The following is a 21,554-nucleotide window of genomic DNA, read 5'->3' on the forward strand; positions in this document are numbered from 1 at the left end:
GTCCCCCCGTTAATGGAGGGACATTACAGGCATTAATTTACGAAATCCAGTTGCTCCGGAACCGGAGACTGACGGCTCATTCGGGCACCCAGTCCCTGAAAAAGACGCTCGATCCGGTCATACCCTCTGTCAATATGATGAACCTGCTCGACAACGGTACGTCCTTGAGCCGCTAGACCCGCTATGACCAGCGCAGCCCCTGCCCGCAGATCGGTAGCCTCTACCGTAGCCCCGTACAGACGTGAAACTCCTCTTATAAAGGCAGCATTTGCATCAACCGTAATATCAGCACCCATTACATTTAGTTCATCCACATGTTTGAATCGGCTTTCGAAGACGGTCTCTTTCATGACACTGAATCCGTCCGCCAAAGAAAGCAGAACCATGACCTGAGATTGCAAATCCGTCGGAAAAGACGGGTAAGGGGAGGTAACGATCCTCTCCACTGCTTTGGGACGACTCATACAACTTACGGTCATTATATCATTCAAGATGCCGACTTGAACACCAGCCCGCCTGAGGACATGAATCAGAGCAGACAAGTGGGATGGATTGCAGTGTGTCAACGACACACTTCCTCGTGTAGCTGCAGCTGCGATCATAACCGTTCCAGCAACTATGCGGTCAGGAATGACCTCATACGTACACGGATTGAGGCAACTGACCCCCGTAATTGTAATCGTGTCGGTTCCAGCACCGATAATGCGGGCTCCCATGGCATTCAAGAAGTTTTGTAAATCCTGAATCTCCGGTTCCCTCGCTGCATTGGTGATCGTTGTTCGTCCTTCAGCCAACGCAGCGGCCATCATAATATTTTCCGTTGCACCTACACTCGGGAAATCCATGTGGATGTCCGAGCCGATCAGCTTGTGGGCTCGAAACGTGATTTGCTCGTCTTTTTCCTCTATCTCTGCGCCAAGAGCTTTTAAGCCCTCTAGGTGAAGATCAATTTTGCGCTCGCCTATGGCACAGCCTCCGGGCTGGTAAATAGAAACTTCTCCATATCTGGCGAGCAGCGGTCCCATCAGAAAGATAGATGAGCGCATTTGCTTCATCAAATCTTCCGGAATTTGGAACGTTCGGACGGACGACGTATCCACGTATACCGTTTCCTCTTCATGTCGGCATGTACAGCCGAGTCTTTCAAGGATGTGCAGCATGACCTTAATGTCTAAAAGATGGGGCACATTCCGAATTTCTACCTTACCTTGTGCAAGTAAGCTCGCTGCAAGAATAGGTAGTGCCGCATTTTTTGCCCCATGGATACGTATGGTGCCTGACAGGGGACGGCCTCCCTCAATCACCAATTTGTCCAATGTATCACCTCCGAGTTTACCGCTCACCCACTACGAAAACCTCCGGAACTAGCTTGATGCCGGTTTGAGATGATATTGTACTTTGAATATGCTTCATTAGGGTAAGCACGTCCTCTGCTGTCGCTTGACCGGTATTTACAATGAAATTGGCATGCTGTACAGATACCTCTGCGCCTCCCGCCTTCAAGCCCTTGAGACCTGCGCTCTCAATAAGACGGGCAGCATAGTCTCCTGGAGGATTGCGGAACACGCTTCCTGCACAAGCTAACTGTAGCGGCTGAGTCAGCCGACGGCGGTCTTTAAAAGCCGCAAGCGCTGCTGAAATTTCCTCGCGGTCGCCCCGCTTCATCCGAAACACTGCCTCTGTCACCATTCCACGTTGCTCATGCAACACGGAGTGACGATAGCTGAAATGCATATTCTCGGCATCGTACACAGCCAATTCCCCTGTATCCAGCACAATCTCAGCGGACTGGAATATTTGTGACACATCAGACCCATGGGCACCGGCGTTCATGTAGACAGCCCCACCGACCGATCCTGGGATACCACCAGCAAATTCAAGACCGGATAGGCCCTGTTTGCTGGCCATAACGCACAGTTTGACCAGTGAAACGCCTCCTCCAGCAACGATCTGTTCATCTTCAAAATGAACATAATCAAATCCTGGTCCCAGCTTGATCACAAGTCCCCGTATCCCTTTGTCAGAGACGAGCATGTTGGAGCCCCGCCCCAACTGCATCCAGGGAATTCCGTGCTCGCTAGCCAGCTTCAAAACTCTTGCCAGCTGCTCTTTGGTATCCGGGATGACAAGTGCATCCGCAGGGCCTCCAATCTTCCATGTCGTATATTTGGACAGCGGCTCATGCTCCAGCACTTTTCCGATATCATGCTCCGCTAATAATGGCATCCATTGCTGCATTGTACTGAAACCTCCTTGTTGCTTGCCCCGCATGGTTATAAGGCTCTCACCTGACAACCGGCAGCCTGAGTGATGGTCACAATCTATAGGGTATCCTATGTAAATACCATCCGGTGTGTGACAACCGCCCAATTCTACGCTGCAAACTACCTTTTACGGGCAAGACGTTCCATTTCTTTTACTAAAATATCCGCTGAGTCAGGCTTGCCAAGCGCAGACGCCGACTCCGCCATGCGACTCCGCCATGCCTTATCCTTCATAATTCCCGCTATAGATTGAAACAGGGCCGGGCCACTCAGTTCCTTTTCTACAATCATGACGGATGCGCCTGCCTTTTCAAGGGTACGAGCATTAGCCTCCTGATGGTTATTCGTCACATTAGGTGATGGGATCAGAATGGACGGAATGCCGAGCGATGTAATCTCTGCCAAGAAGGACGCACCTGCGCGATTAACAATTAAAGAAGTACAGGCCAGCACCTCTGGCATATTGTGAATATAGGGAAGCACATGTAGATGATTGGGCAATGAGCCGATCTGATTCCGTATGCTATCCAGCGTTTGCTCGTAATAAGATTCACCGGTTACATATACAAAATGGACGTCTTTCAGTTGCGAAAGTTGCGGAGCCATTGCAATCATGGCGTCATTAATGGCCTTCGCTCCCCTGCTGCCACCGACCACAAGGACAACTGAGCTGTCCATCGGAACCCCAATCGTAGCAAATCCCCGATCCCGGTTAGCCAAACGAACTGTTGTAGCACGTGGGTTTCCGGTGTACAGTACATTTTTAGCTTTGGGAAAAGCTCCTTCTGAGCCTTCAAAGCTAACAGCCACTGTATCCACATAGCGACTCAGAAATGTATTAGTCAGCCCTGGAATTGCATTTTGCTCATGAATAATGCTGGGAATTCCCAACTTGGAAGCTGCATAAACGACGGGGCCACATACATATCCCCCAGTTCCAATAACGACATCTGGCTTAAATTTCTTTAATAATGCTTTGGATCTGCGAACCCCTTTGAAAAAACGCATGATCGTTTTTATATTTTCCACAGACAAGCTGCGACGAAATCCTGTGATATCAATAGCCTCAAATGGAATTTTTTCCTGAGGAACCAACTTACTTTCGAGTCCTCGTTGACCGCCAATGTATAAAAATTCAGCGTCTGGATCAATCTCTTCGCACTGTCTGGCTACGGCCAACGCCGGATAAATATGCCCTCCGGTGCCGCCGCCGCTCAACACGACGCGCATAAACGTTCACCTCGCATAACGTGATAAATTTAGTAAAATGCCCAGAGCAGTTAGCATTAAGGTCAGAGAAGAACCTCCATAGCTGATTAAGGGCAGTGTTATTCCTGTCACCGGCATTAAACCGATAACGACACCAATATTAATGACGACCTGTACGGCGACCATTGCGACAATACCCACCGCAAGCAAACTACCATAGGTATCCGGAATGGTTATAGCGACACGCATTCCTCTCCACACGAGAACCAAAAAGAGCCCCAGCACCGTCATTCCACCGATAAAGCCAAGCTCCTCCGCCAAAATGGAAAAAATAAAATCAGTCTGCGGCTCAGGAACGTAGCTATATTTTTGTCGACTCATTCCGAGTCCCAAGCCCGCCAGCCCGCCAGGACCAATCGCATATAGCGATTGAATAATTTGATAGCCTGCGCCAAGCGGATCGGACCAAGGGTCCAGAAAAGCTGTGATGCGCTGGAGTCGATAAGGCGCAGCTGCAATCAGTGCAGCAAACCCCGCTGCTCCCGACAGAGCCAGCAGACCGAGATGCTTCATACGCGCGCCTGCCGTAAATACGATGAGCATGGACGCTCCCATCATTACCGTACCTGTGCCCAAATCGGGCTGGAGCATAATAAGCCCAAAAGCCAGTCCCATGAGTCCAAGCGGCGGCAACAGGCCGCGCGTAAAAGAGCTAATATGATAATCAGGACGACTGAGCCAACGAGCGAGAAAAAGAATCATACCCAGCTTCATAAACTCGGAAGGCTGAATGCCGAAAGAGCTAATACCGAGCCAGCTTCGTGCCCCGCCTCTTACTACACCAATGCCGGGAATTAATACGGCAACCAGCAGCGCTAGACAGATCAACAATACGACCTTGGCATATTTCTGCCAGACCCGGTAGTCCGTTCTGGCAGTAAAGTACATCGCTACTAGGCCGAGCCCCGCAAACAGCAATTGTCGCTTAACAAAATAGTAGGAGTCCCCGTACTCGTGAAAAGCGAGGACGGCGCCCGCACTATATACCATAACCATGCCGATGGCTAATAAGCTTACAATACAAACGAAAAGCCATAGATCCGGCGCTGGACGAGACTGCTTCATCAGGAGGCCACCCCTTGCATAAAAGTAGGGGCTTATCCAACCCCCCTACTTACAATTTATGCGCCGCCTCTTTAAAAATACGTCCACGCTCTTCATAGGATCGGAACATATCCCAGCTTGCACAGGCGGGTGAGAGTAATACCACATCTCCCGTCTCAGCAAATTCAGCAGCCTTGTTCACAGCCTCCACGAGCGTAGCGGCGGCATCCTCCCCATTATCGACGACCTTGACATGCTCTATTCCGGCCTGCTTGGCCCGCTCAGCCAGCTTATGCCGTGTCTCACCCAGGAGCACAACGGCTTTCACACCTTCCTGTAAAGAAGGTACGAGCTCTGTATAATCAGAGCCACGATCCAATCCTCCGGCAATGAGTACAATAGGCTGCTTAAAGGAAGATAAGGCCATCATCGTTGCTTTCGAATTGGTTGCTTTGGAATTATTGTAATAAGCTACACCAGCCTGTTCTAAAACATATTCAAGCCGATGTTCTACGCCGCGAAAAGTACTTAATGGTTCCGCCAAATTTGCTGGTTCTGCGCCTGCAGCAATGGCGATTGCGCAAGCAGCAAGAGCATTTTCTACGTTAAAACGACCCGGAAGTCCAATCTCAGCTATGCCTATAATGGGATGCAGCACACCATTTCCATCGCGGTATACGATGCTACGTTCAATATCGTCCGTCACATCCGGTATGTATGGCGGATCAGCAAACAACCCTTCCTGCAAAAGTTCTGTCATAGAGAACGGAAGCAGCTTCGCTTTTATATAGGGTACGAGCTCCCGGCAGACGGGGTCGTCCCAGTTCACCACCGCAGTATCCGCCGCCGTTTGATTGGCAAATAGACGCGCCTTGGATGCAACGTAGTCCTCCATGCCTCCGTGATAGTCCAAATGGGTCTCTGCTACATTGAGCAGGCAGGCCACAGCGGGCTTGAAATCCTTTGTTCCTTTTAACTGAAAGCTGCTCAGCTCCACAACCATCCACTCATCCGACTTGGCGTCCACAGCCGCCTCACATAAGGGCGTACCGATATTACCAGCCACGATTGGATTCATGCCGGATGCCTCCAACAGCTTGCCTACCCAAGTGGTCGTGGTCGTCTTTCCGTTGGAGCCAGTAATTCCGATGATCGGAGCTTTACATAGATGGTAGGCGACCTCAACCTCGGTCACAACCTCAATGCCGAGCTCGACAGCTTTCTGTACGGGAGGGGCCGTATAAGGAATGCCTGGATTTTTGACAACCAGCTTCACTCCATGATGAATCAACCCCTCTGGGTGACCCCCGCATAAAACGGAAATTCCCAAAGCCTCTAATTCAGAAGCTTCGGGACATTGTTCCCTATCTTTTTTATCATTGACTGTCAGCTTCGCTCCGGCCTGGTGCAGCACCTTGGCAACTTGCACGCCGCTTTTGGCCAGACCGATAATGACGACTTCCTGATCTCTGTATGCGTCTGGATGGTTCATTGGTCTACAACCCCTTGTTGAGATAAAGTCCGAGTCCTGCCAACAGCAGTCCTACAGCCCAGAATGTAATAACTACGCGCCATTCGGACCAGCCGGACAGCTCGAAATGATGATGAATCGGGCTCATTTTGAAAATACGCTTGCCACGTGTTTTAAAGGAAGCTACCTGCAAGACCACGGACAGCATTTCAATTACGAATACACCGCCGATAATGAGAAACAAAATTTCGCTTTTCGTAACGATGGCAATGGCACCTATGGCGCCGCCGATTCCCAGCGAGCCTGTGTCACCCATAAACACCTTGGCAGGATGAGCATTATATACTAGAAATCCTAGTACAGCGCCGATCATAGCTGCTGAGCATACTGCTGCCGGAAGCGAGGTTGCCTGAATCGCGACAATGGCATAAGCAGCAAAGGCAATGGCACTTGTACCGGACAGCAGCCCGTCCAGCCCATCCGTGAAATTGACAGCGTTGCTAATTGCCAGCATCATGATAATGATGAAAGGATAATAGAACCAGCCGCCCCAATCAAATGACCATGACGTTCCAGGGATGCCGATCGCAGTACTATGATCATTGCTAAGCAGAAGCCAGCACATGATCGCGCCAAACAATAATTGTCCAAACAGCTTTTGACGTGCCGTCAGGCCTAACGAGCGTTTGAATACAATTTTGATATAGTCGTCCAAAAAGCCGATCAGCCCAAAGCCGAGCGTAGCAACCAGCAGAACGTAAAAGTCCGTATTTTTGATAGCTGAAAACTTAAGAAAGGTCAGCGTAAAAGCCACCAGAATCACGATACCGCCCATTGTAGGCGTACCTATCTTTTTAAGATGGCTTTGTGGCCCGTCATCCCGGACCTGCTGGCCAAATTTCATTCGCCGCAGCAGCGGAATGAGCAGTGGAGCGGCAATGACCGCCAGTATAAACGATACGACGATCGTCAGCAGTAATAATTGAATATCCATGGGAGTCTCCCTCTCGTCAACATCAGTTCTGTAGCGGACCGTTTTTCAGCGCATCCACAATTTCTTCTAGTCGCATCCCTCTGGATGCCTTAACCAGCACAATATCATTGGCGTGGAGATGAACCCGCAAATGCTGGATCAACTCTTGCTTATCTGTATAAGCGTGCACGTTAACAGCTGGCATCAACCCTTGCGCGCCCTGTGCAATCGAAGTGCCTAACGCACCGTAGGTAAACAGTACCTCTACGTCGTGCTTTGCCGCGAAAATTCCAATTTCCTCATGGAATTGCTTTTCCTCAGATCCCAGCTCCAGCATGTCACCAAGTACGGCGACTTTACGTCCATCCGTTTTATACGCAGACAACGTCTGAATTGCAGCCTTCATTGAAGCCGGACTGGCGTTATAAGCGTCGTTTAGCACAGTAAGTCCATTAGGACAGTTCACGACCTCAATGCGCATGCCCGTCAGTTTTAAAGACGACAACCCTTTACGTATATGGTCTGCATCGACATTGAAATGACGCGCTACCGCCAGTGCTGCCAAACCATTTACAACATTGTGCTGACCAAGCAAGGGAAGTCGGAAAGCCTCTTTGCCAGATTGGGCTGTTATGAATAAGCTACCTTCTCCATCCGAAGTGATTTCCGTTGGATAGTCATCGTTGACTGCAGCTAGCCCGAACGTAAATAATTTTAAACCTTCAGGCTTGACCGTTTCAGACTCCGCCAACACTTGTGAAAGCAGTGGTTCATCCCCGTTGTAGATCAGCAAACCACCGGGCTTAAGGCCACTTGTGATTTCCAACTTTGCACGAGCGATTTCCGCACGAGAACCAAGCTGCAGCAAGTGCGATTCGCCTATGTTCGTTATGATAGCTACATCTGGTTGGGCAATATTAGCCAGCAGACGAATCTCTCCACGTCCACTCATGCCCATCTCCAGAATGAGAATATCTGTATCCTGCGGCATGGACAGTACCGTTAAAGGCAAACCGATATGATTGTTATAATTTCCTTCGGTTTTGTGTACTTTAAAAGTCGTGCCCAGCAGAGCGTTTACGATGTCTTTCGTTGTCGTCTTGCCGTTGCTTCCCGTGATCCCAACGACAGAAACGCCAGTTTCGCGTAAGTATGCAGCTGCTAGATGCTGAAGGGCTTCAAACGTATCCTCTACCTCAATAGCGTTCTCAGCCGGAGGTACGCCATGATCCTTTTGCCATAAAAATGCAGCTGCACCTGCCTCACTTACGATCTGCTGCACATAATTATGCCCATCAAATCGTTCGCCCACGAGTGGAACAAACAACCCTTGGCTCTGCGGCCTGCGAGAATCTGTAAAAACGCCTTCGACTATCTGTTCGGCGTCCGCTTCTCCGTGAAGTGTTCCTTCACACATAGATGCAATCTGACCGATTGTTCTTTTCATCACTTGGATAAACCCCTTATCGCTTCTTTGGCTACGATGCGGTCATCGAATTCATGCACCGTTTTTCCGATCAACTGGTAAGTCTCATGACCTTTTCCCGCAATCAATACTACATCGTCAGGGCTTGCCATTTCAACAGCTTTATGAATTGCAGTTCTGCGATCCACGATCAATTCGTATCGTTCTGCGGGTATACCTTCGTCAATCAGCCCTTGTTCGATGTCTTTCAAAATCACTTTCGGGTCCTCTGTCCGCGGATTGTCGGAAGTAATAAACGAATGATCACTGTAACGCGCAGCAATTTTCCCCATCAACGGACGTTTGGTACGATCCCGGTCACCCCCGCATCCAAATACACACCATACTTTACCGACCGCAAATTCCTTTACGGTGCGAAGGACATTTTCCAATCCGTCCGGTGTATGGGCATAGTCTACAATAACAGCAAAGGGCTGACCCGCATCTACAGGCTCTACCCGCCCATCTACGCCTGCGATAGACTCTAGACTCTTCTTGATATCCGCCAGCGAAATTCCCTCCAGCAGAGCTGCGGTAATGGCCGCCAGTGCGTTGTACACATTGAACTTGCCCACCATTCGAAGCTCAATATCGGTATCTCCTTTAAAAGTGGACACATGGAAGAAGGTTCCCTTGGCACCAATAGTGATACGAGATGCCTGCACATCAGATTCCTTTTCCACGCCGTATGTAATCACTTGGGCCGCAGTTTGAGCCTGCAAATAGGAAGAAGCCGGATCGTCTGCATTCAGAACAGCATATTTGCTATCTGATGCATCGCGCGAGAAAGCATTTCCCAACCTAGAGAACAAAAGTCCTTTTGCAGCACGGTACTCCTCCATTGTGTTGTGGTAGTCCAGGTGGTCCTGCGTCAGGTTTGTAAATATAGCTGTGCGAAAATCAGTTCCCTTGACGCGACCCTGCTCCAACGCATGTGAGGATACTTCCATGACACAGCATTGAACCCCCTGCTCTGCCATATTTCCCAGATAACGTTGAAGTTCCACCGCTTCGGGCGTAGTGCCAGACATTGGATAAGACTGACCACCGTAACGCATTTGAATCGTACCAATCAGTCCGGTGTTCACCCCGGCGTCCTTCATGATCTTTTCAATCAGATAAGTTATCGTTGTTTTACCGTTGGTTCCGGTTATGCCGATCATGCGCATGCGTCGGCTCGGTGAATCAAACATATAATCCGCCAAAACCGCCATGGCATGTCGTGCATCCTTAACTACAAGCTGCGGAACAGGTACATCCAGTTCCCGTTCAACGACCAAAGCTGCCGCTCCGGACGCAATTGCCTGCTCAGCATAGTCATGTCCGTCCACTGTAAAACCTGGCAGACACAGAAATAAATCTCCCGGTTGCACTCGACGTGAATCCGCCCCGATTCCTCGGCAATCCACTGTACCGTCACCCACGACACGGGAGACGGCCAGCAGTGAAGCCAATTGTTGAAGCTGCATCTTTCATTCCTCCATTGCTCTCTCGTTATTCATAGTATGGTATAAAATGAACCTATCAATCCCCCATGTAAATACGGATCGTTGATCCCCGCTCCAATCTGGAGCCCGGCTTCGGCGCCTGACTCACGACCGTCTTGCCTGACCCGGATTTTACGAGCATAAAGTTCATATTCATATCTTCGTACAAATCAGCTGCAGTAGCACCTACCAGATCAGGTACCGTTTCGATCGGATTTTCTCCATACTTGTACTCTTTGGCAATTTGATTGGTGCGAGGTGGTATTTTTAAGGCAATCAGCGCGTCCTTTAAAATATTTTGCACGATTGGCGCAGCAACAACCCCGCCGAATTGAATGCCCTTCGGGTTATCGACAGCGGTATAGACGACGATTTGCGGATCATCTGCCGGTGCAAAACCAATAAAGGATACAATATGCTCCGAGGAAGAATAACGCCCGTTAATCACCTTTTGTGCTGTCCCCGTTTTACCTCCCACCCGGTAGCCTTCAATAAAAGCAGGACGACCTGTACCTTTAGCAACGACACTTTCCAGCGCTTCCCTTACCTGTCGGGAGGTGTCCTCTGAAATGACCCTACGTACCAGTTCTGGTTCTACTTTTTCCAGCACTTTTCCGGTTCCCGGCTGAACCCAACCTTTTGTAATGTGAGGCTTGTAAAGATTACCGCCATTGATTGCCGCTGATACAGCCGTAACCTGCTGGATCGGGGTGACAGACACCCCTTGACCAAAAGCGGTCGTCGCCAGTTCTACAGGACCGACCTGAGGTAGCTTGAACAAAATGCCATTGCCCTCACCAATCATGTCGATCCCCGTTTTGCTGCCGAAGCCGAAATTGCGAATGTACTTGAACAGTGTTTCTTTGCCTAACCGCTGCCCCAATGTTACAAAACCAGGGTTGCAAGAATTCTCCACCACTTGAAGGAAAGTTTGGCTCCCATGTCCGCCTTTCTTCCAGCAACGCAGGCGTGCTCCACCGACTTCAATATATCCCGGATCAAAAAAACGGTCATTTTTGAGATTGACCTTCTTTTCTTCCAAGGCAGCCGCCAATGTAATAATTTTAAAAGTAGACCCAGGTTCATATGTCATCCAGATAGGCAGATTTCGATTGTAGATTTCAGGCGCATATTGCTTGTATAGCGCTGGCTCATAGCTTGGTCGTCCAGCCATGCCTAATATTTCACCCGTCTTGGGGTTCATAGCTATAGACAACGCGGACTTCGCCTGAAATTTGACCATGGCTTGGTCAAGCTCCCGCTCCATAATGGACTGCACAGACTTATCAATGGTTAATTGTAAATTCAGTCCATCCTTCGGTTCAATGTATTTTTCGGAAGAACCTGGCATCAGACGACCACCTGCATCTGATAAATATGCAATACTTCCGTCAATTCCCCGAAGCTTACTGTTTTGCTGCTTCTCTACGCCTGTCAGCCCTTGATTATCAATTCCTGTAAACCCAAGAATATGAGCGGCTAGATCACCATAAGGATAATAACGTTTGTTGTCTTCAGCAACAACGATACCCGGCAGCTTCAAATCACGAATTTGCTGCGCTTTCTCCATCGTAATTTTTCGTCCGCCGGGCTGAAGTTTTTGGCTTGCTGTTCGTTTGGTAATCAGCTTGAGCACTTTATCCTCACTCATATCCAGCAAGGGCGCCAGCCTGCGTGCCGTTTCTTCCGGCTTCTTAATCTGTACTGGTATCGCCATGACTGTGGGCGAACTGACATTGTAGGTCAGCGCCGTACCCTGCCGATCCAAAATTTCGCCACGCTTGGCGGCAAATGGAATATTGCGGCGCCACGAATCCTCAGCCTTGGCCGAGAGCTCGCCTCCTTTACCCAATTGAACATAGGCGAGCCGGATCGACAAGGCCGCAAACAGTACAAATAATCCCATTAGCCCCCATACCAGCCTTCGCCGCATGGTCACGTTAGATTTTTTCAAACGCGCTCCCTCCGTTCCTCAAATACTCATGACATGTCTTACCTCATGAATATTCAAAAGAACGAACATTAAGAACAAGCTATCAGTTATCCTCGCCTTTAATCTCAGCAGCACTTTTCTCATCTGCAACAGCCGATATTCCTCTCTTAGGAGCTCCCGCATCTGTTCCAGCTTCGGCAGTAGTACCGGATTTGTTTTTATTATCGGCCTCCGTTTTTGTTGCGCTCCCAATCTGGTTAGCTGCAACTCCATTGGTCGAGTCCTGTGTATCCTCCGGTTTCACTCCGGTCACCGTTTCTTTGGCCGGCTGAAGCATCACACTGACGATTCGCTTTCCATTTACCATTTGCGCCTTTTGAGAGACGACATAACCTTCGCCGCTTACCTGCACACCAACCCTCATAAGGGTTAGAACTTGAAGTGTGTCACGCAACGAAACACCTGTAAAATCAGGAATAGTCATGTTGGCACTATCCTCAGTCAGCAAGTAAATGCGTTGTCCGGGTTTCATTTTGACGCCTGCTTCAGGATACTGGCGAACAATTTTGGAGCCTTTGCCTACCGTTTCATAGGCAATCCCCTGTTTGAGCAATGCGTTTTGCGCATCCTTCTTCACCTGACCCGTTAATTGTGGTACCGTTGGCAAATTCACTGTTTTTACAACAGCGCCACCTGATTTATTCGTTTTAGTTCCCGTTTTTGGAACACCCATATATTGCAACGATTGGGATACAATTTTTTTAAATACAGGCGCTGCTGCTGTACCGCCGCCTACCGATTTGTTAGGTTCGTCCATAACAACCAAAACAGCCATTTTCGGATCATTTACCGGTGCAAAACCTATAAAGGACACGACATCCTTCGAATGGTCATATACTTTTCCAACGACCTTCGTCGCTGTACCTGTTTTACCAGCTACACGATATCCGTCGATATAAGCAAGGCGTCCCGTACCAATTTCCTGGTCAGACACAACCTGCTCCAGATAGCTACTTGTCTGAGCTGCAGATTCCTGAGTAATCACTTGGCGGATTTCCTTTGGCTGAATCGTCTGCACTTCGCCTGTATCTGGGTTTATAATTTCCTTTACCAGATGAGGCTGCATCAGCTTCCCCCCGTTAGCAATTGCCGAGATAGCAGCTACCTGCTGGATTGGCGTCACCTGGACACGTCCGTGTCCATATGACGCCGTTGCGACCTCGGATTTGTACTGGGTATGGAATGTGATAGCTCCGGTAGACTCACTCGGAAGATCAATGCCCGTTTTCACTCCGAATCCAAAGTTATTAATATATTTCTTCAGCCTTTCGCCACCCAACTTATCCAGCCCCAGATGGACAAAGCCGACGTTACTCGAACGCTTGACCCCCTGAAGATAAGTTAACGTTCCCCAGTTACGGCTTACGTCACGAATATCCCAGCCTCCGACCCGAATCATACCAGATTGGTAGGATTCATTCGGATTGAATACCTTTTCTTGAACCGCGGCAGCCAAGGTTACAATCTTAAACGTGGAGCCCGGCTCGTAGATGGACTGAGTAGCATTATTACGGAAATATTCCAAAGGTGTACTCCCATATGTATTGGGATTAAAATTCGGGTAGGTCGCCATACCGAGAACATCCATCGTTTTGGGATCAGCCGCTACCACAGTCATCGTTTTCGGATTGTATTTTGCAATAGCTTCCTGCATGGCATCCTCTATATAATACTGAATCGTATCGTCAATCGTCAGCTTTAAATTTTTACCATTTTGTGCCGGCTCATAGACACTTCCCGATCCTTGAAGAGGAACTCCCTTCCGATCCCGCTGATACAGAAGCTTTCCAGCCGTCCCCGAGAGCTCTTTATTATAATAAGCTTCCAACCCCATACCTGCTGTGCCATCTTTTCTTTGATAGCCAAGAACATGGGAAGCCAGCTTATTTTCTGGATAATAGCGTTTGGATCCTTGAACAGTGTCCACAGCTCCAATTACTTGATACTTATCCTTCAAATACTCTTTGAACGTATCCACTTGTGCCTTGACCTCAGGATCTACCTTCCAGCCTCCATTGCGGATCTCACGGTTTTTTAAGTAGTTCCCCGCTTTATCCTTTGCAGAAAGATGCCTTCTCAGCTCATCCTCAGGTGTTTTGAGTAATTGGTGTAGCTTAGCTACAACCTCATTCTCCAAATCATACTCCTGAATGATGGTAGGATTGACAACTACCGTATAAGCCGGTGCATCCGTAGCCAATACGTTTCCTTTACGGTCCGTAATGGTTCCACGCTTGGGCTGAATCACCTGATCTTTTTCCACTTGAGTAACTACCAGGTTATGCCAGTACTCCCCGCTCACAACTTGAATCCAAAATACCTTAAGTAGCAGAACAAGAAAAAAGAGGGTAATACATCCCCCTATCAGCAGTGTACGAAGCTTTATTCTTTTGACCATAGCTCAAACCTCTCTGCAAAAAAATGTACGTCAGAGCATAGCTTGATGCTATGCCCTTAACTATTTGGCAGCCTGCTTTTCCACACGAATGGGCTCTCTTGTTGGTTCGATATATCCCTGTTCCTTTGCAGTCGGCACGATCTGATTTTCCAGACGCTCCTTTTGAATCTTCAGTTGGGCGATATTGGTCTGTAATTTGGAAATGTCCTTGCTTGCCGTATTAATCGAATAATTGATTTGATAAATGTGAGCGTACCTGCCAATCAACATACCAGCAATGACAATGCACGCTACAAGTGTCAATAGATACAGCAGCTTTTCTCGAATCGGCAGCTCTCTGCGGCGTGTAACGACTTTGGTGGTCTCACGATACCGTTGTTGCTGAACCTGTTCCTGACGGGCTCTTTCTTTTACAGCCAAATTACCGCGTGTATAAGCCATGTCGCCTCTCCTTCTCCATTAAATTTACAATTTTTCGGCAACTCTCAGCTTCGCTGACCGGGACCGTGGATTAAGCTCCAATTCCTGCTCTGACGCTACAATCGGCTTACGGTTCACCAGCTTCAGATCGCCTATCATTTTGTCCTCCAAAATAGGCAAATCAGATGGATAGATGCTTTTCGCCAAATACTCCTTGAAAATATGCTTGCATATCCGATCCTCCAGAGAATGGAATGTAATGACCGAAATTCTGCCTCCTGGAGCCAGACATCTTATTGCCTGATGCAAAGTATCTTCCAGTGCACCCAACTCATCATTTACAGCAATCCGCAAAGCCTGGAAACTGCGTTTAGCCGGATGTCCCCCGGTTCTGCGTGCCGCAGCCGGAATTCCTTCTTTGATAATATCGACAAGTTCCCCTGTTGTGTGAATAGGCTTGTTCAATCGACGTTCAATCATGATCTTTGCGATCCGTCGTGAAAACTTCTCTTCTCCGTAATGAAACAAAATACGCGCAATCTCTGCTTCCGACCATTCATTGACAATTTCGTAAGCCGTAAGCGAGCTACTCTGATCCATCCGCATATCAAGCGGCGCATCATGATTGTAACTAAATCCCCGTTCCCCCTCATCGAACTGGGGCGAGGACACACCCAGATCGAACAAAATACCCTGGACCTGCGGGACGCCGTCTTTTTCGGGCAATCCCAATTCAGTCAGCTTGTCCTGCAAGTGGCGGAAGTTAGATTTCACTAATGAAATTTTTCCTTCATAGGCTGACAGCTTCTCTCGCGCATTGTTCAATGCCCAGTCGTCCTGATCAAAGGCAATAAGCCTTCCCTCAGGGCCAAGCTGTGATGCAATGACGGAACTGTGTCCTGCCCCTCCCAACGTGCAGTCCACATAAATCCCGTCCTGCCTGATGTTTAGTGCCTGTGTTGCTTCTTCTTTGAGTACGGTAATGTGGTGAAACAAACGGCTGACCTCCTAAATTACAATTCAAAGTTGAAATCAACCAATTTCTCAGCAATGTCATTAAATGCTTCCTCTGATTGGTTGAAATATTGCTCCCAAGTGTGCTTGCTCCAAATCTCTACACGGGTGGACACTCCCAATACGACGCACTCTTTAGTAAGCTTGGCGTATTCGCACAAATTCCCCGGTAAATTTACCCTGCCCTGTTTGTCCAATTCGCATTCAGTCGCCCCCGAGAAAAAAAAACGGGTAAACGCCCGCGCATCGGCCTTCATCAGAGGCAGTGCTTTAAGTTTTTTCTCCATGACAGCCCACTCATCCATAGGATACACGAAGAGGCATTGGTCCAGCCCGCGGGTAACCACGAACGAGGCACCGAGAAGTTCACGAAACTTGGCCGGTACAGTAAGCCGCCCCTTCTCATCAATGCTATGTTGGAACTCCCCCATAAACATTGGTTTCGTCACCCCTTACCCCATTCTCCCACTTTGGCCCACTTTCCACCACCTAAGCATAATAGATTCGCTTTAAAAAATCAAAGACCTCTTTTTCATTACCAAAAAGTGATAGAAGCTGGATCCATAGCATTATGTCTGTTATTGTAGCCCTGCGTCATAAGATACAAAAAAGCCCCTTATCCCATGAAGCCGGCACCCGACAATATGCATCAGGTTTCGAAACCACACGGAATAAAGGGCTTACTCTCTGTCCATTATGTCAACCTAAACAAACACTTGCATTAAAAACACAACACTTTTGCAGCGAAAATCGTGACGAAAAAATCCGATTACGCGTTCCAGCTGTCCAAATAGACCTTTTGGTCTTCAGTTAACGTGTCAATTTGGATTTCCAGACTATCAAGCTTGAATCGAGCTACCTGCTCATCGATTTCATAAGGTACATTAATAACGGCTTTGCCAAGCTCATTGTAACGATCATTCACGTATTTCAAGCCAAGCGCCTGAAGCGCAAATGTCGTATCCATAATTTCTGCTGGATGACCATCGGCGGCAGCTAGATTCACGAGGCGTCCTTCTGCCAGCAAATACATTTTACGTCCATCTTTAAAGCGATATTCCTCAATATTACGACGCACCGTACGAATGGATTCAGAACGTTTAGCAAGCTCAGGCTTACTAACCTCCACATCAAAATGCCCTGCGTTACACAGCACAGCCCCATCCTTCATCACATCAAAGTGTTCCCCTGTAATTACAGCCTTGTTACCAGTTACTGTAATAAAGAAATCACCCAGTTTGGCAGCCTCTACCATTGGTAACACATGGAAACCATCCATATGGGCTTCTACAGCCTTGATTGGATCAACTTCGGTTACAACAACGTTGGCTCCCAACCCTTTCGCACGCATTGCAACCCCTTTGCCACACCAGCCATAACCTACCACAACCACTGTACTTCCGGCTACAACCAGATTAGTCGTACGAATAATGCCGTCGAAAGCTGACTGTCCTGTACCATAGCGGTTGTCAAACAAATATTTGCAGTAAGCATCATTAACAGCCACCATCGGAAAGTGAAGTTGCCCTTCTTTTTCCAATGCCTTCAAACGAATAATGCCAGTAGTTGTCTCCTCTGCTCCCCCACGGATCGTAGAAATCAGATCAGGCCGTTCGGATTGCAACAGAGTAACCAAGTCACCACCATCATCTATAATGAGATCCGGCTTTGTTTCCAGTGCCTTGATTTGCAAATTTTTGAATTCTTCTGGGTCCGGATTGTATTTAGCTAATACTGTAACGCCATCTTCAACTAATGCGGCGCAAACATCATCTTGTGTGGACAATGGATTACTACCCGTAATAGTTACCTGCGCTCCACCTGCTTGTACCACTTTAGCCAAATAAGCCGTTTTGGCCTCCAGATGTAGACAGATGGTTACCTTCAAACCAGCAAAAGGCTGCTCTTGCTCGAATTGTTGACGTATACGGTTCAATACCGGCATATGTGCTTCTACCCAATCAATTTTCAAATGACCTTCAGGAGCCAATTTAAGATCGTGAACTATGCTATTTTGCAGAGAATGGGAAGTCATACTTTGTTTCCTCCTTCAAATTGGTTAAATTTTATTCCATGATAAATCCTATATAAAACAACAAATTATACATAAATAACACGATGCGTACCCGTCAAATCCAATGGTACATTCATAATCGTATCCATCAGACTGAGACCATAACGATTCAGAAAATGATAGATCGTATACGCCCGCTCCTGCGGCTGTCCAAATGGGAAAAGCGACCATTCAATACGATCCCACTGGCGAAGTGCTGTTTCATTTTGTCGAAGCAACGCTTCCTGAACTTTTGCCTCCAGATAGGCGATCTGTGACAGAATCTTATCGCGGTTGGTTTCTCCAAGCCGTAGCAAACCTTTTTCAATCAAACCTGTCTGCTGCACAAGCGGTTCGTACATGCGGACAAAAGCTTCCTTTGCCCCGGAAAACTGATCCTGCATTCCAAGCCGATCTTGAGTGGCAATCCATTGCTTTTTCCGTTCCTCAAGTCCGTCTCGAACTTGACCAAAACTTAATTCATACTTAAGCATATGCTTCTCCACACCTGACTCTACCAACGTAAAAGACATCCGTGGCAGCAGTATCGGCATCTGCATCTCCAACACCCCGAAAGCATCCCGTGTAATCGCCCAGTAAGCAATCTCTCCTAGACCCAGCACAGATGCCAGCACCGGAAACAGTGAATCCTGCATTAGAGGACGAGTTAGCACATTATTACTAAAACGTTCGGGATGTCTATCTATCTCTTCAAGCAGTTCATCCACAGTAAACACCACCAGACCGTGTCGATCTGTGAATAGCCCAGCTTTTTTGAAAAGCAGCAAACGTTCATCTTCATGGATATAAAAGAGATTCGCGCCGCCTTCATGCACATCCGCTTGTAAATGATAGCCATAATCTACGATCCGCGTGGCAGTCGTCCGGTAAGCCTGCTCCAACTCATCATTGTGCAGAACCAGCCGCTTAAAAACGGATGCTTCCAGCTTGCGTAGCGAAGGATCTGCTGAATCTAAAAGTACTAATCCATAGCTGCCGAACAAAAGGCCCAGCAACTTGGCAAAGGCTTCACTCAGTCCATATGAGTCCGTTAATCCGTTCTCAATCATGCGCATTATATCAGCCTTATGTTCTGAATCTGGCAAGCTTTGCTCTATATCCGCTATCGCTTGCTTCCACTCAACAGTATCAACTTTAATCGCACTAACCGAAGAACGGCGTTCTAGTTGCTTATTCAGCTTGATTTTGACGGCTTGTGGGTCATTTGCCATTACGTATGTATGATTGACCTCATCCCAGTCATGATCTTCGCCAGCAATCCAGAAGACGGGGATAACCGGACGTCCAAGCCGTTCCTCAGCTTCTCTCGCTGCCTTAATAATTGTAGCGGCTTTGTAAATGACCAGCATCGGACCTGTGAACAGCCCGCTTTGCTGTCCGCCAGCTACTACTAAGGCATCTGGACTATCCAGACGGTCCAATGAAGCACGAACCGCCTCATACGAATTGTATTTCTCATTGTATATACGAAGACATGCTACGACATCCTTACGGTTTAATCGCAGATGCCCCGTCTTATCCAGCCACTTCGCCCGTTGGGCATAAGCATCGGCGTGCAGCACATTATATTCATACAAGTCGCTTGCGCGTCCTGTACCCTGTATATAATCTTCTGCCAAAGCCGACCCTCCACGAAGCGTTTCCGGAATTATTTTCATGGGTCTGCCTCCTGTCTCCACCAAAACCTTACTGCTTGATTGTACCGAAAGCCCATGTCCACGTCAAAGCTTCCTACAAAAAAAACCGCCGAATAACTCGGCGGTTGTTGCATAAAACAAGATCAGGCGTAAGGCTCAGCTACAAAATGTCCTTTAGACACTTCGATGAGCGTGGCATTTTCCAGGTTATAAGCCCCTGTCTTATTGCCAGATGCATCATGAATCGGGCCTGCTTGGTCGCCTGGTATAATAATCCGTTTTTTGTTAGCTTCTACTTCTGGATCAGGAAGTGGGATCGCCGACAAAAGCATTTTCGTATAAGGATGGATCGGATTTGCATACAACTCAGCGCTTTCTGCAAGCTCGACCATTCTCCCCATATACATTACAGCTACCCGATCACTGATGTGCTTAACCATCGACAGATCATGCGCAATGAACAGATATGTCAGACCCAAACGTTCTTGAAGCTCTTTTAGCAGGTTGACAACCTGAGCCTGGATAGATACGTCAAGAGCTGAAATCGGCTCATCACAAATGATGAATTTAGGATTAACCGCTAGTGCGCGTGCAATACCGATCCGCTGACGTTGACCACCAGAAAACTCATGCGGATAGCGTGTTGCATGGTCAGGGTTCAAACCAACCAGATCAAGTAACTCTTCAATCCGTTTCTTACGTTCTGCACGGCTACCCGCCATATTGTGAATATCCAGCGCCTCACCAATAATATCAGAAACAGTAAAACGCGGGTTCAATGATGCATATGGATCTTGAAAGATCATCTGCATATCACGGCGCATGGCTTTCATTTTACTCGGTGATAATTTGTAAATATCTGTCCCGTTAAAACGTACGCTTCCTGCTGTAGGTTCATACAAGCGCAAAATCGTACGACCCGCTGTAGACTTACCACAGCCGGATTCGCCAACCATACCCAGCGTTTCACCCTCACGAATATAGAAATTCAGGTTGTCCACCGCTTTGAGCACACGGTTTTTGCCAACATTAAAATACTTTTTAAGACCTTCAACCTCAATTAAATTGTTGCTACTCACCATGATCTCACCTCCTATTTCTTCAACTTCGGATCAAGCGCATCACGCAAGCCGTCGCCAAAAAGGTTGAACGCAAGCATAATCAAACTGATCAAACCTGCCGGGAAAAGCATCCGCCACGGGTAATACATCCACCCGGTCAGAGCTGATTCAATCATTGAACCCAGCGATGCCTCCGGATTCGGTACCCCTAACCCGAGGAAGCTCAGGAAAGCTTCGGAAAAAATAGCGGTCGGAACGCTCAACGTCAATGTAACGATGATCGGACCTACTGCATTAGGCAAGAGGTGGCGGAAAAGCAAACGACCTGCTCCAGCACCCATGGAACGGGAAGCAAGTACAAACTCTCTGTTTTTGAGTTGCATCATTTCACCACGTACAATCCACGACATGTTAATCCACCCGGTCACACAAAGCGCAATAATGATTGTAGTGATACTTGGCTCCAGTACAACCAGCAACAGGATCGTAACAAGCAAGTAAGGAATGGAGTACAAGATTTCAGAAAATTTATTCATGATTTCATCAACGCGGCCACCAAAGTAACCCATAATTCCACCATAAATAACACCAATCAGCAAATCAATCAAAGCTGCAGCCAGACCTATCGTCAAGGAAATCCGTGCTCCCATCCATGTACGGACAAACATATCACGTCCAAGATCATCCGTACCGAACCAATGCTCCGCGGAAGGTGGCAGATTCGTGCTGAGTAAATCATTAGAGTAATAATTATAGGGTGACAATATCGGGCCGATTAAAGAAAAAAGCACAATCAGAACTAAAACAATCAAGCTAGTCATTGCAACCTTGTTTTTACGAAGTCGTTCCCAGGCATCGCGCCAAGCAGATAAGCTTTCTCGCTGAATAACTTCAGACTGCTTTTCATCGACACCTATTTTTTGGAAATCTTCCGGTTTCACCTGAAGTTTATCCAAATTCACAGCATTGTCTTTCACAGACATA

17 protein-coding genes are annotated in these 21,554 nt (G+C 47.9%); all 17 read right to left on the reverse strand.

All coding sequences use genetic code 11. From position 1 onward, the window contains the following. Positions 1-32: 32 nt before the first annotated feature. Complete coding sequence (murA, locus tag NSS94_RS15920; protein ID WP_176715673.1) at positions 33-1,343, reverse strand: UDP-N-acetylglucosamine 1-carboxyvinyltransferase; 1,311 nt, start codon at positions 1,341-1,343, stop codon at positions 33-35. Further along, on the reverse strand, positions 1,333-2,238 hold the full coding sequence (murB, locus tag NSS94_RS15925) for a UDP-N-acetylmuramate dehydrogenase (RefSeq protein WP_029517752.1): 906 nt from the start codon (positions 2,236-2,238) through the stop codon (positions 1,333-1,335). The genes murA and murB overlap by 11 nt, the downstream gene beginning before the upstream one ends. Before the next feature lie 146 nt (positions 2,239-2,384). Beyond that, positions 2,385-3,494, reverse strand: a complete 1,110-nt coding sequence (murG, locus tag NSS94_RS15930) for an undecaprenyldiphospho-muramoylpentapeptide beta-N-acetylglucosaminyltransferase (protein WP_039272248.1) — start codon at positions 3,492-3,494, stop codon at positions 2,385-2,387. 6 nt (positions 3,495-3,500) lie between these two features. Continuing rightward, positions 3,501-4,598 (reverse strand): stage V sporulation protein E, encoded by a 1,098-nt coding sequence (gene spoVE / locus NSS94_RS15935; protein ID WP_318627865.1) that lies wholly within the window; start codon positions 4,596-4,598, stop codon positions 3,501-3,503. Between the two features lie 49 nt (positions 4,599-4,647). After that, on the reverse strand, positions 4,648-6,069 hold the full coding sequence (murD, locus tag NSS94_RS15940; protein ID WP_341039636.1) for a UDP-N-acetylmuramoyl-L-alanine--D-glutamate ligase: 1,422 nt from the start codon (positions 6,067-6,069) through the stop codon (positions 4,648-4,650). Positions 6,070-6,073: 4 nt separating this feature from the next. After that, positions 6,074-7,042 carry a phospho-N-acetylmuramoyl-pentapeptide-transferase gene (gene mraY, locus NSS94_RS15945; protein WP_013311092.1) on the reverse strand — a complete coding sequence of 323 codons (969 nt, stop codon included), beginning with the start codon at positions 7,040-7,042 and terminating at the stop codon, positions 6,074-6,076. Between the two features lie 22 nt (positions 7,043-7,064). Further along, complete coding sequence (locus NSS94_RS15950; protein WP_341040416.1) at positions 7,065-8,468, reverse strand: UDP-N-acetylmuramoyl-tripeptide--D-alanyl-D-alanine ligase; 1,404 nt, start codon at positions 8,466-8,468, stop codon at positions 7,065-7,067. After that, on the reverse strand, positions 8,468-9,955 hold the full coding sequence (locus tag NSS94_RS15955) for a UDP-N-acetylmuramoyl-L-alanyl-D-glutamate--2,6-diaminopimelate ligase (protein ID WP_341039637.1): 1,488 nt from the start codon (positions 9,953-9,955) through the stop codon (positions 8,468-8,470). Before NSS94_RS15955 ends, NSS94_RS15950 begins: the two co-directional genes overlap by 1 nt. Before the next feature lie 55 nt (positions 9,956-10,010). Then, entirely contained in the window at positions 10,011-11,927 is a 1,917-nt protein-coding gene (locus NSS94_RS15960; RefSeq protein WP_025721601.1) for a stage V sporulation protein D, read from the reverse strand. A gap of 82 nt (positions 11,928-12,009) precedes the next feature. After that, the gene (locus NSS94_RS15965) at positions 12,010-14,364 is read right to left on the reverse strand and encodes a penicillin-binding transpeptidase domain-containing protein (RefSeq protein WP_341039639.1); all 2,355 of its coding nucleotides are present in this window, start codon (positions 14,362-14,364) and stop codon (positions 12,010-12,012) included. A 60-nt stretch (positions 14,365-14,424) separates the two neighbouring features. Further along, positions 14,425-14,805 carry a hypothetical protein gene (locus NSS94_RS15970; protein ID WP_029517759.1) on the reverse strand — a complete coding sequence of 127 codons (381 nt, stop codon included), beginning with the start codon at positions 14,803-14,805 and terminating at the stop codon, positions 14,425-14,427. Between the two features lie 24 nt (positions 14,806-14,829). After that, the gene (rsmH, locus tag NSS94_RS15975) at positions 14,830-15,780 is read right to left on the reverse strand and encodes a 16S rRNA (cytosine(1402)-N(4))-methyltransferase RsmH (protein WP_023989455.1); all 951 of its coding nucleotides are present in this window, start codon (positions 15,778-15,780) and stop codon (positions 14,830-14,832) included. Between the two features lie 17 nt (positions 15,781-15,797). Next, a complete protein-coding gene (mraZ, locus tag NSS94_RS15980) occupies positions 15,798-16,235 on the reverse strand; it encodes a division/cell wall cluster transcriptional repressor MraZ (RefSeq protein ID WP_013311099.1) in 438 nt (145 codons plus the stop codon). Between the two features lie 332 nt (positions 16,236-16,567). Beyond that, positions 16,568-17,833, reverse strand: a complete 1,266-nt coding sequence (locus NSS94_RS15985) for an adenosylhomocysteinase (protein WP_341039640.1) — start codon at positions 17,831-17,833, stop codon at positions 16,568-16,570. Positions 17,834-17,898: 65 nt separating this feature from the next. Continuing rightward, the gene (gene bshC / locus NSS94_RS15990) at positions 17,899-19,530 is read right to left on the reverse strand and encodes a bacillithiol biosynthesis cysteine-adding enzyme BshC (protein WP_340932660.1); all 1,632 of its coding nucleotides are present in this window, start codon (positions 19,528-19,530) and stop codon (positions 17,899-17,901) included. 122 nt (positions 19,531-19,652) lie between these two features. After that, complete coding sequence (locus tag NSS94_RS15995; protein WP_341039642.1) at positions 19,653-20,591, reverse strand: ABC transporter ATP-binding protein; 939 nt, start codon at positions 20,589-20,591, stop codon at positions 19,653-19,655. Positions 20,592-20,602: 11 nt separating this feature from the next. Further along, positions 20,603-21,553, reverse strand: a complete 951-nt coding sequence (locus tag NSS94_RS16000) for an ABC transporter permease (RefSeq protein WP_029517762.1) — start codon at positions 21,551-21,553, stop codon at positions 20,603-20,605. Position 21,554: the final 1 nt, after the last annotated feature.

It is taken from the genome of Paenibacillus sp. FSL L8-0644, assembly GCF_038008165.1.
GTDB lineage: Bacteria > Bacillota > Bacilli > Paenibacillales > Paenibacillaceae > Paenibacillus > Paenibacillus polymyxa_D.

Coding starts and splice junctions, on each gene's coding strand:
- murB (WP_029517752.1), bottom strand. CDS start 2,238: ATGCAGCAATGGATGCCATTATTAGCGGAGCATGATATCGGAAAAGTG.
- murG (WP_039272248.1), bottom strand. CDS start 3,494: ATGCGCGTCGTGTTGAGCGGCGGCGGCACCGGAGGGCATATTTATCCG.
- spoVE (WP_318627865.1), bottom strand. CDS start 4,598: ATGAAGCAGTCTCGTCCAGCGCCGGATCTATGGCTTTTCGTTTGTATT.
- murD (WP_341039636.1), bottom strand. CDS start 6,069: ATGAACCATCCAGACGCATACAGAGATCAGGAAGTCGTCATTATCGGT.
- mraY (WP_013311092.1), bottom strand. CDS start 7,042: ATGGATATTCAATTATTACTGCTGACGATCGTCGTATCGTTTATACTG.
- NSS94_RS15950 (WP_341040416.1), bottom strand. CDS start 8,468: ATGAAAAGAACAATCGGTCAGATTGCATCTATGTGTGAAGGAACACTT.
- NSS94_RS15955 (WP_341039637.1), bottom strand. CDS start 9,955: ATGCAGCTTCAACAATTGGCTTCACTGCTGGCCGTCTCCCGTGTCGTG.
- NSS94_RS15965 (WP_341039639.1), bottom strand. CDS start 14,364: ATGGTCAAAAGAATAAAGCTTCGTACACTGCTGATAGGGGGATGTATT.
- NSS94_RS15970 (WP_029517759.1), bottom strand. CDS start 14,805: ATGGCTTATACACGCGGTAATTTGGCTGTAAAAGAAAGAGCCCGTCAG.
- mraZ (WP_013311099.1), bottom strand. CDS start 16,235: ATGTTTATGGGGGAGTTCCAACATAGCATTGATGAGAAGGGGCGGCTT.
- NSS94_RS15985 (WP_341039640.1), bottom strand. CDS start 17,833: ATGACTTCCCATTCTCTGCAAAATAGCATAGTTCACGATCTTAAATTG.
- bshC (WP_340932660.1), bottom strand. CDS start 19,530: ATGAAAATAATTCCGGAAACGCTTCGTGGAGGGTCGGCTTTGGCAGAA.
- NSS94_RS15995 (WP_341039642.1), bottom strand. CDS start 20,591: ATGGTGAGTAGCAACAATTTAATTGAGGTTGAAGGTCTTAAAAAGTAT.
- NSS94_RS16000 (WP_029517762.1), bottom strand. CDS start 21,553: ATGTCTGTGAAAGACAATGCTGTGAATTTGGATAAACTTCAGGTGAAA.